The sequence below is a fragment of the Pseudomonas sp. CROZ-RG-20F-R04-15 genome (assembly GCF_022662375.1).
Taxonomy (GTDB): domain Bacteria; phylum Pseudomonadota; class Gammaproteobacteria; order Pseudomonadales; family Pseudomonadaceae; genus Aquipseudomonas.
The window spans coordinates 34,510-48,949 of sequence record NZ_JAKNQL010000027.1; the positions used below are offsets into that span (position 1 = coordinate 34,510).

A 14,440-nucleotide genomic window follows, 5' to 3' on the forward strand; every position below is an offset into this window, starting at 1 on the left:
AACGGCGACCTGAGGGTCGCCGTTTTTTTTCGTCTGGGGTTTGGTTGTTCGGTTTGGGATTTGTGGTGGAGCTGCCCCTCACCCCAGCCCTCTCCCCCTGGAGAGGGAGCCGGTTTATGGGCTTTTCAAAATTCGAGTTCGACTCGGTATCCCATGGCGTATGTCTTCCAGACACCTCGGTCAGTCCCCTCTCCCTCCGGGAGAGGGCTAGGGTGAGGGGCTTTTGACCTTAAGCTTTACGCCAATTCAAAATCAATAAAGTCAAAACCCCCGCCACAATCCCCCAAAACGCCGACCCAATGGAAAACAACGTCAGCCCCGACGCCGTGACCATAAAGGTAATCAACGCCGCCTCCCGTTCCTTCACCTCGGTCATGGCAATGCTCAAGCCATTGATGATCGAACCGAACAGCGCCAGCGCGGCAATCGACAGCACCAATTCCTTTGGCAACGCGGCAAACAACGCCGCCAGCGTGGCGCCAAACACCCCGGCAATCCCGTAGAAAATCCCGCACCAGACCGCAGCGGTGTAGCGCTTGTTGCGATCCTCATGGGCGTGCGGCCCGGTGCAGATCGCCGCGCTGATGGCCGCGAGGTTGATGCCGTGGGAGCCGAACGGCGCGAGCAACAGCGAAGCGATGCCGGTGGTGGTGATCAGTGGCGAGGCCGGGACGTTGTAGCCGTCGGCGCGCAACACGGCGATGCCGGGCATGTTCTGCGAGGTCATCGCGACCACGAACAGCGGAATGCCGATGCTGATGGTCGCGGCCAGCGAGAAGTGCGGCGTGGTCCATACCGGCGTCGCCACCTCCAGATGAAAACCGCTGAAGTCCAGCAAGCCCATAAAGCCCGACAGTGCGGTGCCGATCAGCAGCGCGGCGAGCACGGCATAACGCGGTGTCAGCCGCTTGACCACTAAATAAGTGAAGAACATTCCCAGCACCAGCCCGGTGCGGTGCTGCGCGGCGACGAAGATTTCGCTGCCGATCTTGAACAGAATCCCCGCCAGCAATGCCGCCGCCAGTGACGCCGGGATCTTTTTTACCAGCCGTTCGAAGCTGCCGGTCAGCCCGCAAATCGTCACCAGCACCGCACAGGTGATATAGGCTCCAATGGCCTCGCCATAGCTGACGCCACCCAGACTGGTGATCAGCAACGCCGCGCCGGGTGTTGACCAGGCGATAGTGATCGGCGTGCGATAACGCAACGACAGGCCGATCGAACACACCGCCATGCCGATCGAAATCGCCCAGATCCACGAAGAAATCTGCCCGCTGGTCAGGCCTGCCGCTTGCCCGGCCTGGAACATCAGCACCAGCGAGCTGGTGTAGCCGGTCATCATCGCGATGAATCCGGCGACGATGGCCGAAGGCGAAGTGTCGGTCAGAGGGCGGAGTCGGGTGTGGGTGGCGTCGTTCATGACGGCGGTGTTCCTTATACCAATGAAGATCCCCGCCACGACAAAGAACCCATGTGGGAGCGAGCCTGCTCGCGAAAGCGGTGTGTCAATCAACATTCATACTGAATGTGAAATGGCTTTCGCGAGCAGGCTCGCTCCCACAGGGGATCACAGTCATTCGGCGGATTCTGCGATCAAGCCTAAACTCAATCCTAACGGATCGTTGCAATACAGCCGAAGTCACAAACAGCCGTACAGTCGTGTTGCCACCTTTCATTGTGTACAATCGCGCTGTTTTTTACGCGATACTTGCCAGCGACCTACTGTGCCGTATTACAGTCACGGTCTATTCGCCGCAGTTCTCCCGACTCGAGTGCCCATGAACGAACAGTTGCAACCCCTCAAGAAACAACCGCGAGCAGGCAAAGCCGGCCGCAGCGGAACCCAGGACGATATTGTCTACGCGCATATCTTCGAGGCCATCCTCGAACAGCGTCTGGCGCCCGGCACCAAGTTGAGCGAAGAAGCGCTGGGGGAAATCTTTGGGGTCAGCCGCACCATCATTCGCCGTGCGCTGTCGCGTCTGGCCCATGAAGGCGTCGTGCTGTTGCGGCCGAACCGTGGCGCCGTGGTCGCCAGCCCGAGCGTTGAAGAAGCCCGTCAGGTGTTTCTCGCACGCCGTCTGGTCGAACGCGCGATCACCGAACTGGCGGTGCAACACGCCACTGCCGAGCAGATCGCCGAATTGCGCCAGATGGTCAACGACGAACGCGACAGCTTCTCCCGTGGCGATCGCGGCGCCGGTATTCGTCTGTCGGGCGAATTCCACCTGAAACTGGCGGAAGCGGCGATGAACGCACCGTTGATCAGCTTCCAGCGCAGTCTGGTGTCGCAGACGTCGCTGATCATTGCCCAATATGAAAGCGGCAACCGTTCGCATTGTTCGTACGACGAACACACGCAGTTGATCGACGCGATCGAGAAACGCGACGGTGAATTGGCAGTGAATCTGATGATGCATCACATGGATCACATCGACAGCAAGCTCAACCTCGACGAGGAAGGCGCGTCGGATGATCTGCATGCGGTGTTCTCGCATTTGTTGCAGACCAAGAAGCCGGGGCGTCCGAGCGCCAAGCTCTAAGCTGATACCGAGTCGACCCCTTCGCGAGCAGGCTCGCTCCCACAGGGGAATGCATTTCAAATGTGGGAGCGAGCCTGCTCGCGAAGGCGATCTGACAGGCAAAAAAAATCCCCCGGGGTAAACACCATCGGGGGATTTTTTATGCCTTGGAAAACGTTTAGCGCTGATGCACCAAAGCACCCGCCGCATACGTCTGCTGCACCGTGCGGTCATCGCCCAGCGTCATCAACACAAACAACGTCTCGGCAATGTTGTTGGCCTGCTTCAAGCGATAGCTCAGCAGCGGCGTAGCGTTGTAATCCAGCACCAGGAAGTCGGCGTCGGAACCCGGTTGCAGGTTGCCGATCTTGTCTTCCAGGCGCAGCGCCCGCGCACCACCCAGTGTCGCCAGGTACAGCGACTTGAACGGACTCAGTCGCGCACCTTGCAGTTGCATCACCTTGTAAGCTTCGTTCAGGGTTTGCAGCAGCGAGAAACTGGTGCCGCCACCGACGTCAGTGCCCAGACCGACATTGAGTTTGTGCTTCTCGGCCATCGGCAAATTGAACAAGCCGCTACCGAGGAAGAAGTTCGAGGTCGGGCAGAACGAGATCGCCGAACCGGTTTCCGCCAGACGCGCGCATTCGTCGTCGCACAAGTGCACGCCGTGAGCGAATACCGAGCGCTCGCCGAGCAATTTGTAGTGGTCGTAAACGTCGAGGTAGCCCTTGCGCTCCGGGAACAGCTCTTTGACCCACTCGATTTCCTTGAGGTTCTCGCTGATGTGGGTCTGCATGTACAGATCCGGGTATTCAGTCAGCAGTTGGCCGGCGAGGGTCAGTTGCTCCGGGGTGCTGGTCGGCGCGAAGCGCGGGGTGACTGCGTAGTGCAGACGACCCTTGCCGTGCCAGCGCTCGATCAGCGCTTTGCTTTCGACGTAGCTGGATTCAGCGGTATCGGTCAGATAATCCGGGGCGTTGCGATCCATCATCACTTTGCCGGCGATCATCCGCAGGTCGAGCTGCTCGGCCTTTTCGAAGAACGAGTTCACCGACTGCGGGTGCACGCTGCCGAATACCAGTGCGGTGGTGGTGCCGTTGCGCAGCAGTTCCTTGATGAAGATATCGGCGACGTCATCGGCGTGGCCCTTGTCACCGAACTGGCTTTCGCACGGGAAGGTGTAGGTGTTGAGCCAGTCGAGCAGTTGCTCGCCGTAGGCGCCGACCATGCCGGTTTGCGGCAGGTGGATGTGCGTGTCGATGAAGCCCGGGGTGATCAGCGCGTCTTTGTAGTGCTCGATTTCGATGTCCGCCGGCAGGGTCGGCAGCAAATCGCTGGCGTGGCCAAGGGCGCTGATCTTGCCGCCATCGACCACCAGCAGGCCATCCTCGAAATATTCGTAGGAGGCTTCGATCCCGACTTCGGCGGGGTCGGCGATGCTGTGCAGGATGGCGGCGCGGTAGGCTTTGCGAGTCAGAGGCATGAGGGTTCTCTAATCAGTTTGAGGCTTTGAGTTTGGTCGCCTGACTGCGCCGCGAAACCGGCAGCAGCTTGGCAATCGGTTCGGCGCTGGCAGTCTGCTGGCCGAAGTTGGCGTTGTAGGTGGCGATGATTTCGCCGGCGATGGAGATGGCGATTTCCACAGGCAGTTTGCCTTTGACTTCGCCGATGCCCATCGGGCAGCGCATGCGTTGCACGACGCCACTGTCGAAGCCGCGATCACGCAGGCGATGTTCGAACTTGGCGCGTTTGGTCTTCGAGCCAATCAGGCCGAAGTAGGCGAAGTCGTTGCGCTTGAGGATCGCGGCAGTGAGTTCCAGATCGAGCTGATGGTTGTGGGTCATGACGATGCAATAGCTGCCGGCGGGCAGCTCATCGATTTCATCCACAGGCTCTTCGGCGACGATTTTACGCACGCCGTGGGGGATCTGTTCGGGGAATTCGGCCTCGCGCGAATCGATCCAGCGCACCCGGCAGGGCAGGCTGGCGAGCAGCGGCACCAAAGCGCGGCCGACGTGGCCGGCACCGAACACGGCGATTTGCGCCTGCACCTGGCCCATCGGTTCGAACAGCAGCACGGTGGCGCCGCCGCAGCACTGGCCCAGGCTGGCGCCGAGGCTGAAACGCTCCAGATGGGTGTCCTGCTTACCGCTGGCGAGCATCTCGCGGGCGATCTGCATGGCTTTGTATTCCAGGTGCCCGCCACCGATGGTGTCGAAGCTCTGGCTAGCGCTGATGACCATTTTCGAGCCGGCGTTACGTGGCGTCGAGCCGAGTTCTTCGATGATCGTCACCAGCACACAGGGTTCGCCCTGGTTCTGCAGGTCGGCGAGGGCGTCGATCCAGTTGTACATAGTTCACCCCTACAACATCGTTGTCTGTTCGGGCCTCTTCGCGAGCAGGCTCGCTCCCACATTTGGATGCATTCCCTGTGGGAGCGAGCCTGCTCGCGAAAGCCGCGCCTCGGTCCTAGAGCGGAGCCAACTCGGTTTCAGCTTCGACCGCTTTTACAGTCTTCAACTGACGCATCTGCTCGCAACCCCACAACACCCGCTCCGGCGTCGCCGGCGCATCGATCTGCGGCTGATGTTTGTAATCACCGAGGCTCGCCACCGCATCCTTGATCGCGCACCACGAAGCAATCCCGAGCATGAACGGCGGTTCACCGACAGCCTTGGAATGGAACACCGTGTCTTCCGGGTTCTTGCGGTTTTCCACCAGCTTCACCCGCAGGTCCAGCGGCATGTCCGCCACGGCCGGGATCTTGTAGCTGGCCGGGCCGTTGGTCATCAGCTTGCCTTTGTTGTTCCAGACCAGCTCTTCCATGGTCAGCCAGCCCATGCCCTGGATGAAACCACCCTCGACCTGACCGATGTCGATAGACGGGTTCAGCGAGGCGCCGACGTCATGAAGAATGTCGGTACGCAGCATTTTGTACTCGCCGGTCAGGGTGTCGACGATCACTTCGCAGCACGCCGCGCCGAAGGCAAAGTAGTAGAACGGACGGCCACGCGCCTGGCTGCGGTCGTAGTAGATTTTCGGGGTCTTGTAGAAGCCGGTGCTCGACAGTGACACCTGATTGAAATACGCCTGCTGGATCAGCGCTTCAAAGGTCAGGATGTGGTCACGAACACGCACATGGCCGTTGTGGAACTCGACGTCTTCTTCAGTGACTTTGTAGTGCCGCGCAGCGAATTCGATCAGGCGTTTCTTGATGATTTCCGCCGCGTTCTGCGCCGCTTTACCGTTCAGGTCAGCACCGCTGGACGCTGCGGTCGGCGAGGTGTTTGGCACCTTGTCGGTGTTGGTTGCGGTGATCTGCACGCGGTCCATTTCAACCTGGAACACTTCCGCCACAACCTGCGCGACTTTGGTGTTCAGACCCTGGCCCATTTCGGTGCCGCCGTGGTTCAGGTGGATGCTGCCGTCGGTGTAGATGTGGATCAGCGCACCGGCCTGGTTCAAGAAACTCGCGGTGAAGGAAATACCAAATTTAACCGGGGTCAGCGCCAGACCTTTTTTCAGGATCGGGCTGTTGGCGTTGTAGCGACGGATCGCTTCGCGGCGTTCGTGATACTGGCTGCTTTCTTCCAGTTCGGCAGTCATCTCTTCGAGCATGTTGTGCTCGACGGTCTGGTAGTAGTGGGTGACGTTGCGCTCGGTCTTGCCGTAGTAGTTGGCCTTGCGCACAGCCAGCGGATCGAGTTGCAGGTGACGGGCAATCGCGTCCATCACTTCTTCGATCGCGACCATGCCTTGCGGGCCACCGAAACCACGGTAAGCGGTGTTCGACGCGGTGTTGGTCTTGCAGCGGTGACCGTGGATGGTCGCATCGCCGAGGTAGTACGAGTTGTCGGAGTGGAACATCGCGCGGTCAACGATCGAGGCGGACAAGTCAGGCGAGCAGCCGCAGTTGCCGGCCAGATCCATATTGATCCCGTGTAGGCGCCCGGTGCTGTCGAAGCCGACGTCGTATTCCACGTAGAACGGGTGGCGCTTGCCGGTCATCAGCATGTCTTCGACGCGCGGCAGGCGCATTTTGGTCGGCTGGCCGGTGAGGTGCGCGACCACCGCGCACAGGCACGCCGGGCTCGCGGCTTGAGTTTCCTTGCCACCGAAACCACCGCCCATGCGACGCATGTCGACGACGATTTTGTTCATCGACACGTCGAGTACTTCGGCGACCAGTTTTTGCACTTCGGTCGGGTTCTGCGTCGAGCAGTAGACGATCATGCCGCCGTCTTCGGTGGGCATCACCGAGGAGATTTGCGTCTCCAGATAGAAATGTTCCTGGCCGCCGATGTGCAGCGTGCCTTGAATGCGGTGTTCAGCCGTCGCGAGTGCGGAAACCGAATCGCCGCGCTGGTGAGTGTGGCTGTCGAGCACGAAATGGCGTTTGCGCAGGGCTTCGACCACGTCGAGCACGGGTTCGAGGTCTTCGTATTCGATGATCGCCGCCATTGCCGCTTTGCGCGCGGTTTCCAGATCTTTCGCGGCGACGGCGAGCACCGGTTGACCGACGAACTGCACGTCATCGATGGCCAGCAGCGGGTCGCCCGGCATCAACGGGCCGATGTCCTTCAGCCCCGGCACGTCTTCGTGGGTGATGGCGATGCGCACGCCTTCGAAGGCGTAGCACGGTGAAGTGTCGATGCTGATGATTTTCGCGTGGGCGCGGTCCGACATGCGTGCATACAGGTGCAACTGATTCGGAAATTCCAGGCGGTCATCGATGTACTGCGCTTCACCGGACACATGCTTGGCGGCGCTGTCGTGCTTGACGCTGCGGCCGACACCGGAGGTCAGGTCCTGGGCGAACAATTCAGCCAGTTCAGCTTGAGTTTTCTCTACGCCGTGATGGTTAGACATAAGCGGTCACCCGAGTCTCGATGTGCGGTGTTTGCAGTTCGATGAAGTATTTGCGCAGCAGGTTCTGCGCGCTGAGCAGGCGATATTCCTTGCTGGCGCGGAAGTCCGAGAGCGGGGTGAAATCTTCCGCCAGGGCAACGCAGGCGCGTTCGACCACGGTGTTGTTGAACGGCGCACCGATCAGTGCGGCTTCGCAATGGGCGGCGCGTTTCGGGATCGCGGCCATGCCACCGAAAGCCATGCGCGCATCGGTGATCACGCCGTTTTCGACGCGCAGGTTGAAGGCGGCGCAGACGGCGGAGATGTCGTCGTCCAGACGCTTGGAGACTTTGTAGGCACGGAACAGCTGTTCTGCCGTGGCGCGCGGCACGATGATCTTCTCGATGAATTCACTTTCCTGACGGGCGGTGACTTTGTAATCGATGAAGTAATCGTCGAGGTTCAGGGTGCGGCGGGTTTCGCCTTTGCACAGCACGACTTGCGCGCCGAGGGCGATCAGCAGCGGTGGCGAGTCACCGATCGGCGAGGCGTTGCCGATATTGCCGCCGAGGGTGCCCTGATTGCGGATTTGCAACGAGGCGAAGCGGTGCAGCAGTTCGCCGAAGTCCGGGTACTCGGCGTTCAGCGCTTCATAGCAGTCGGAGAGGGCGGTGGCGGCGCCGATTTCGATGCGGTCTTCGAAGGTGTCGATGCGCTTCATTTCCGCGACGTTGCCGACGTAGATCATCACCGGCAGGGTGCGGTGGAATTGCGTGACTTCCAGCGCCAGATCGGTGCCGCCAGCGAGCAGACGCGCTTGTGGATACGCATCGTAGAGATCGGCCAGATCAGCAACAGTCAGCGGCACCAGGCAGCGTTTGTCGCCGCTGTTGAGTTCGCCGATATCGGTCGGCGCGATGGCTTTGAGGCGGGCGATGGTGTCCGCTTCGCGGGCATCGAACTGATCCGGCTGCTTGCCGCAGCAGGATTGTTCGGCCGCCGCGAGAATAGGGCGGTAGCCGGTGCAGCGGCAGAGGTTGCCGGCCAGCGCTTCGTGGGCCTTGGCGTGATCCGGTGCATCGCTGTTCTTTTGCAGGGCGAACAGCGACATGACGAAACCGGGGGTGCAGAAACCGCATTGCGAGCCGTGGCACTCGACCATGGCTTTTTGCACGCTGTGCAGTTCGCCTTTGTGCTTGAGGTCTTCGACGCTGATCAGTTGTTTGCCGTGCAGCGACGAAACAAAGGTCAGGCACGAGTTGAGGCTGCGATAGCGAATGTGTTCGCGGCCAGCGTCATCCGTTTGCAACTCGCCGACCACCACGGTGCAGGCGCCGCAGTCACCGCTGGCGCAACCTTCTTTGGTGCCGGATTTACCGACGTGTTCACGCAGGTAATTGAGCACAGTCAGATTCGGGTCCAGGGCGTGCTCGCTACGGAGTTCCTGGTTAAGTAAAAACTGGATCACGGAAGGCCTCGCAGACTCATTATTGTTGTTAACCGACTTGAGCCGAATTTAGCAGGTCTGACTTTTCGGTCAATGGTTTTCTGACTTAAAGGTCAGGAAAATCCATTTCGTCGATCAACAACGTGTCTATTCAGTATTGACCCTCATCGGTCAGCCTGGTTTTTTGTTTGGTTTTCTAAAGAAAACTGCGGGAATCGTGCCAAAAACCGCTGAGTGGGCACTCCGCCATGAGCGTGCATTTGCGCTACACTGCGCCGCTTGTGCAGATCGATAGAGTTTGAAGGACAACCATGACGTTCAAGGCGCCGGACAGCCTCGCCGAGCAAATCGCTCACCACCTCGCCGAACGCATCATTCGTGGCGAAATGAAGCCGGGAGAGCGCATCCAGGAACAGAAGGTCACGCTGGCCCTCAATGTCAGCCGCGGCTCGGTCCGCGAAGCCTTGCTGATCCTCGAACGCCGTCACCTGATCGCGATCCTGCCGCGCCGTGGCGCGCACGTCACCGAGTTGACACCGCACAAGGTGCAGAGCCTGTGCACGCTGATGAGCGAGCTGTACATCCTGCTCGGCAACTCGGTGGCCAACGGCTGGCAAGTGCAGTCGGACATGGCGCCGTTCGTGCAGATCCAGCAGCGCTTGACCGCCAGCTACGAGCGTCAGGACATCCGCAGCTTTGTCGACGACAGCTTTGCGGTGATGCGCGCCGCTTATCCGTTCGCCAACAATCCTTACCTGCAAGAAACCGTCGAGAACCTGCAACCGGCGATGAGCCGTGCGTACTTCCTCGCCCTCGAACAGCGCAAGGCCTCAATGAGCGAGTTCCTCGAACTGTTCGAACGCTTGCTGGCCGCCGTGCTCGCCCGTGATTTGCCGCAGATCCGCATCGTGCTGACGGCTTACGCCCAGCGCAGCTGCGATCTGGTGGTTTCTGCCCTGACGGTTGCCTAAGCGTGCGGCTCAAGTGCATCAAACTGGCGGGATTCAAATCCTTCGTCGACCCGACCACGGTGAACTTCCCCAGTAACATGGCGGCGGTCGTCGGGCCGAACGGTTGCGGCAAGTCGAACATCATCGACGCCGTACGCTGGGTGATGGGCGAAAGTTCGGCGAAGAACCTCCGTGGCGAGTCGATGACAGACGTCATCTTCAACGGCTCGACCAGCCGCAAACCGGTGAGTCAGGCCAGCATCGAGCTGGTCTTCGACAACTCCGACGGCACGCTGCTGGGCGAGTACGCGGCCTACGCCGAGATCTCGATTCGCCGCAAAGTCACCCGCGACAGCCAGACCACGTATTACCTCAACGGCACCAAATGCCGTCGCCGCGACATCACCGATATCTTCCTCGGCACCGGTCTCGGCCCGCGCAGCTATTCGATCATCGAGCAGGGGATGATCTCCAAGCTGATCGAATCCAAGCCGGAAGACCTGCGTAACTTCATCGAAGAAGCCGCTGGCATCTCGAAATATAAAGAGCGCCGGCGCGAGACCGAAAATCGTATCCGCCGCACCCACGAAAACCTCGCGCGTCTGACTGACCTGCGCGATGAGCTTGAACGCCAACTCGAACGCCTGCACCGCCAGGCCGAAGCGGCGAAGAAATATCAGGAATTCAAAGCCGAAGAACGTCAGCTCAAGGCGCAACTGTCGGCCCTGCGCTGGCAGGATCTGAATGATCAGGTCGGCCAGCGCGAGTCGATCATCGGTACTCAGGAAGTCAGTTTCGAAGCACTGGTCGCCGAGCAGCGAAATGCTGACGCGGCCATCGAACGCCTGCGCGACGGTCACCATGACCTGTCCGAACGCTTCAATCTGGTGCAGGGGCGCTTCTATTCGGTCGGCGGCGACATCGCCCGGGTCGAGCAAAGTATCCAGCATGGCCAGCAACGTCTGCGGCAGTTGCAGGACGACTTGAAAGAAGCCGAGCGCGCCCGCCTCGAAACCGAATCGCACCTGGGCCACGACCGTACGTTGCTGCTGACCCTCGGCGAAGAGCTGGACATGCTCGTGCCCGAGCAGGAGGTCACCAGCGCCGCTGCCGAAGAAGCCGCCGCTGCGTTGGAAGATTCCGAATCCGTCATGCACGGCTGGCAAGAACAGTGGGACGCCTTCAACCTGACCGCCGCCGAACCGCGCCGTCAGGCCGAAGTGCAGCAGTCGCGCATCCAGCAGCTGGAAACCAGCATGGAGCGCCTCGCTGACCGGCAGAAACGCCTCGGCGAAGAGCGCGCGTTGCTCTCGGCTGATCCGGAAGACGCGGCGATCATGGAGCTCAACGAGCAGCTCGCCGAGTCCGAAGCGACCCTCGAAGATTTGCAGACCAGCGAAGAAGCCCAAGTCGAAAAACTCGAACAACTGCGTCAGGAGTTGCAGCAAGCGCTGACCGCGCAGCAACAGGCGCAGGGTGATTTGCAGCGCCTCAACGGTCGTCTCGCGTCTCTTGAAGCCTTGCAGCAAGCCGCGCTGGATCCAGGCACCGGCACCGCCGAATGGCTGAAAGAGCACAACCTCGCCGAGCGCCCACGTCTGGCCGAAGGCCTGAAGGTCGAGGCCGGTTGGGAACTGGCGGTGGAAACCGTGCTCGGCGCCGATCTGCAAGCGGTGCTGGTCGACGATTTCAGCGGTTTCGATTTATCCGGTTTCACCCAAGGCGATTTGCGCCTGCTCAGCCCGGCCAGCGATGGCGTGCGCGTCGCCGGCAGCTTGCTGGATAAAGTCGACGCGCAGATCGATCTGTCGCCGTGGCTCGGTCAGGTCAAACCGGTCGACAGCCTTGAGCAGGCCTTGGCCTTGCGCGGGCAGTTGAGCGCCGGCGAGAGCCTGATCAGTCGCGACGGTTACTGGGTCGGTCGACACTTTTTACGCGTGCGTCGGGCCAGCGAAGCGGAAAGCGGCATGCTCGCTCGTGGCCAGGAAATCGAAGACCTGCACCTGGAACGCGAAGAGAAAGAAGCCACGGTCGAGGCCATGGAAACCCGTCTGCAAACCTTGCGCGCGCAACAGCGTCAGCAGGAAAACGGTCGGGAACATCTGCGTCGTTTGCTGCAAGACGAAGCGCGCCAGCAGGGCGAATTGAAAGCACAGCTATCCGCCGGTAAAGCCAAGGCCGAACAGCTGACCTTGCGTCGCAAGCGCCTCGATGAAGAGCTGGTCGAACTCGGCGAACAACGTGAGCTTGAGCACGAACAAGTCGGCGAAGCGCGCATGCAACTGCAGGACGCGCTGGACGCCATGGCGCTGGACACCGAGCAGCGCGAGTTGCTGCTGGCCCAGCGCGACAGTCTGCGCGAACGCCTTGATCGCGTGCGTCAGGAAGCGCGGCAGCACAAGGATCACGCCCATCAATTGGCCGTGCGCCTCGGCTCGTTGCGCGCGCAGCACGATTCCACGCGTCAGGCGCTGGAGCGTCTGGAAATGCAGGCCGAGCGCCTCACTGAAAAGCGCGAACAGTTGAGTCTGAATCTGGAGGAGGGCGAGGCACCGCTGGAAGAACTGCGCCTGAAACTCGAAGAGCTGCTCGACAAGCGCATGACCGTCGACGAAGAACTCAAGACTGCGCAGATCGCCCTCGAAGACGCCGACCGCGAATTGCGCGACGCAGAAAAGCGCCGCACTCAGGCCGAGCAGCAATCGCAGCTGATTCGCGGCCAGCTCGAACAGCAGCGTATGGAATGGCAAGCCCTGACCGTGCGCCGCAAGGCCTTGCAGGATCAGCTGCTCGAAGATGGCTACGATCTTAATGGCGTGCTCGCGACATTGACGGCGCAAGCCAGTGAACGCGAAGCCGAAGAAGAACTCGAACGCATCAACGCGCGGATTCAGCGCCTGGGCGCGATCAACCTCGCGGCCATCGACGAATACACGCAACAATCCGAGCGTAAACGTTATCTGGATGCCCAGGACGCCGATCTGGTCGAGGCACTGGAAACGCTTGAAAACGTAATCCGCAAGATCGACAAGGAAACCCGTAACCGTTTCAAAGATACCTTTGATCAGATCAACGGTGGTTTACAGGCACTTTTTCCAAAAGTTTTCGGCGGCGGGCGCGCGTATTTGGAACTGACGGGCGAAGATCTACTCGATACAGGGGTAACGATCATGGCGCAGCCGCCAGGGAAGAAGAACAGCACCATCCATTTGCTCTCCGGCGGGGAAAAAGCCCTGACCGCACTGGCACTGGTTTTTGCCATCTTCAAATTGAACCCGGCGCCGTTCTGCATGCTCGATGAGGTTGACGCGCCACTGGATGACGCTAACGTTGGACGCTACGCACGCTTGGTCAAAGAGATGTCGCAGACCGTGCAGTTCATCTATATCACCCACAACAAGATCGCCATGGAAATGGCCGAGCAGTTGATGGGCGTAACGATGCATGAGCCGGGTTGTTCGCGACTGGTAGCCGTGGATGTCGAGGAGGCGATGGCGATGGTGGACGCCTGAGCCAGCGTGGTGTCGGAAAGGTAATTGAGGGCTGTAGGACTTTTTTACCGCGTTCGACTTGCTGGCCAATCGACATATTCGTGCAAGCCAATGAGACAGACGGTGTAAAGTTGTCTTTGGTCGTGCTAGTTTAATGTCAATTTTTCGTATACGTGGGCAAAACGCCTGTCAGAACATAGAGTTGGCGCCACGTTTTAAAGCGGTTTGCACAATGTAAACCCCTTATTTTTCAGCATTTTTTATAGAGGCACGGGATTACATGGAAATCGGTCTGCGCGAGTGGCTGATCGTCATCGGCATCATTGTGATAGCCGGTATTCTTTTCGATGGCTGGCGCCGTATGCGCGGCGGCAAGGGAAAACTGAAATTCCGTCTTGACCGAAGTCTGTCCAACCTGCCGGACGAGGACACCAGCGCTGAGCTGTTGGGCCCGGCCCGTGTACTGGATACGCATCAGGAACCGCAACTGGATGAACACGATCTGCCGTCGGTGAGCATGCCGGCCCGCGAAGCACGCGAGCCTCGCGAATCCGGCTCGAAACGTGGCAAGCGTGGCGGCAATGGCCCGGCTCAGGGCGACCTGAACCTCGACCTGGATCTGGACGGTGGCCCGAGCTTCAGCAGCCGTGACGGCGATTTCGCCGAAGACACCAAGCCTTCGCCGGCGGTGGTCGACAAAGACCAGCCGCAAGCTGAAGAAGTCCTGGTGATCAGCGTGATCTGCCGCGACGCTGCCGGCTTCAAAGGCCCGGCACTGTTGCAGAACATTCTGGAAAGCGGTCTGCGTTTTGGCGAGATGGATATTTTCCACCGTCACGAAAGCATGGCCGGCAACGGTGAAGTGCTGTTCTCCATGGCCAATGCGGTCAAGCCGGGCATCTTCGATCTGGACGACATCGACCATTTCAGCACCCCGGCGGTGAGCTTCTTCCTCGGCCTGCCAGGCCCGCGTCATCCGAAGCAGGCCTTCGACGTGATGGTCGCCGCAGCACGCAAGCTGTCGCAGGAATTGAATGGCGAACTGAAAGATGACCAGCGCAGCGTTCTGACCGCGCAGACCATCGAGCACTACCGTCAGCGCATCGTTGAATTCGAACGTCGCGCCCTGACCCAGAAGCGCTGATTGAAAAGATTGCCTCGTCATAGAAAGGCAATCGGCAA

The 14,440-nt window shown here is 60.0% G+C and carries 9 protein-coding genes; 4 read left to right on the forward strand and 5 right to left on the reverse strand.

Features of this window, described 5'->3' with window-relative positions:
- Positions 1-229 precede the first annotated feature (229 nt).
- Positions 230-1,420 (reverse strand): benzoate/H(+) symporter BenE family transporter, encoded by a 1,191-nt coding sequence (locus L8H52_RS26385; RefSeq protein ID WP_242209513.1) that lies wholly within the window; start codon positions 1,418-1,420, stop codon positions 230-232.
- Positions 1,421-1,778: 358 nt separating this feature from the next.
- On the opposite strand from L8H52_RS26385, the gene L8H52_RS26390 reads away from it, so the two are divergent.
- Positions 1,779-2,543, forward strand: a complete 765-nt coding sequence (locus L8H52_RS26390) for a GntR family transcriptional regulator (protein WP_038365431.1) — start codon at positions 1,779-1,781, stop codon at positions 2,541-2,543.
- 157 nt (positions 2,544-2,700) lie between these two features.
- On the opposite strand, the gene guaD is transcribed toward L8H52_RS26390, so the two are convergent.
- From guaD to xdhA, 4 genes are all read right to left on the reverse strand, one after another.
- Positions 2,701-4,005 (reverse strand): guanine deaminase, encoded by a 1,305-nt coding sequence (gene guaD, locus L8H52_RS26395; RefSeq protein WP_242209515.1) that lies wholly within the window; start codon positions 4,003-4,005, stop codon positions 2,701-2,703.
- Positions 4,006-4,018: 13 nt separating this feature from the next.
- The gene (xdhC, locus tag L8H52_RS26400) at positions 4,019-4,876 is read right to left on the reverse strand and encodes a xanthine dehydrogenase accessory protein XdhC (RefSeq protein WP_242209516.1); all 858 of its coding nucleotides are present in this window, start codon (positions 4,874-4,876) and stop codon (positions 4,019-4,021) included.
- Between the two features lie 115 nt (positions 4,877-4,991).
- Positions 4,992-7,391, reverse strand: a complete 2,400-nt coding sequence (gene xdhB, locus L8H52_RS26405) for a xanthine dehydrogenase molybdopterin binding subunit (protein WP_242209518.1) — start codon at positions 7,389-7,391, stop codon at positions 4,992-4,994.
- Positions 7,384-8,838 carry a xanthine dehydrogenase small subunit gene (gene xdhA / locus L8H52_RS26410; RefSeq protein ID WP_242209519.1) on the reverse strand — a complete coding sequence of 485 codons (1,455 nt, stop codon included), beginning with the start codon at positions 8,836-8,838 and terminating at the stop codon, positions 7,384-7,386. Before xdhA ends, xdhB begins: the two co-directional genes overlap by 8 nt.
- A 290-nt stretch (positions 8,839-9,128) precedes the next feature.
- On the opposite strand from xdhA, the gene L8H52_RS26415 reads away from it, so the two are divergent.
- The 3 genes from L8H52_RS26415 (at position 9,129) to zipA (ending at position 14,402) form a co-directional block, all read left to right on the forward strand.
- Positions 9,129-9,788, forward strand: coding sequence for a GntR family transcriptional regulator (locus L8H52_RS26415; protein ID WP_160038949.1), 660 nt, complete (start codon positions 9,129-9,131; stop codon positions 9,786-9,788).
- A 2-nt stretch (positions 9,789-9,790) separates the two neighbouring features.
- Positions 9,791-13,279: a chromosome segregation protein SMC gene (gene smc / locus L8H52_RS26420; protein WP_242209520.1), complete on the forward strand. Its 3,489-nt coding sequence runs from the start codon at positions 9,791-9,793 to the stop codon at positions 13,277-13,279.
- Positions 13,280-13,538: 259 nt separating this feature from the next.
- Entirely contained in the window at positions 13,539-14,402 is an 864-nt protein-coding gene (zipA, locus tag L8H52_RS26425) for a cell division protein ZipA (RefSeq protein WP_242209521.1), read from the forward strand.
- Positions 14,403-14,440: the final 38 nt, after the last annotated feature.

What these genes read in the sequence shown, in the direction of transcription:
- L8H52_RS26385 (WP_242209513.1), bottom strand. Translation starts at nt 1,420, where the DNA reads ATGAACGACGCCACCCACACCCGACTCCGCCCTCTGACCGACACTTCG.
- L8H52_RS26390 (WP_038365431.1), top strand. Translation starts at nt 1,779, where the DNA reads ATGAACGAACAGTTGCAACCCCTCAAGAAACAACCGCGAGCAGGCAAA.
- guaD (WP_242209515.1), bottom strand. Translation starts at nt 4,005, where the DNA reads ATGCCTCTGACTCGCAAAGCCTACCGCGCCGCCATCCTGCACAGCATC.
- xdhC (WP_242209516.1), bottom strand. Translation starts at nt 4,876, where the DNA reads ATGTACAACTGGATCGACGCCCTCGCCGACCTGCAGAACCAGGGCGAA.
- xdhB (WP_242209518.1), bottom strand. Translation starts at nt 7,391, where the DNA reads ATGTCTAACCATCACGGCGTAGAGAAAACTCAAGCTGAACTGGCTGAA.
- L8H52_RS26415 (WP_160038949.1), top strand. Translation starts at nt 9,129, where the DNA reads ATGACGTTCAAGGCGCCGGACAGCCTCGCCGAGCAAATCGCTCACCAC.
- zipA (WP_242209521.1), top strand. Translation starts at nt 13,539, where the DNA reads ATGGAAATCGGTCTGCGCGAGTGGCTGATCGTCATCGGCATCATTGTG.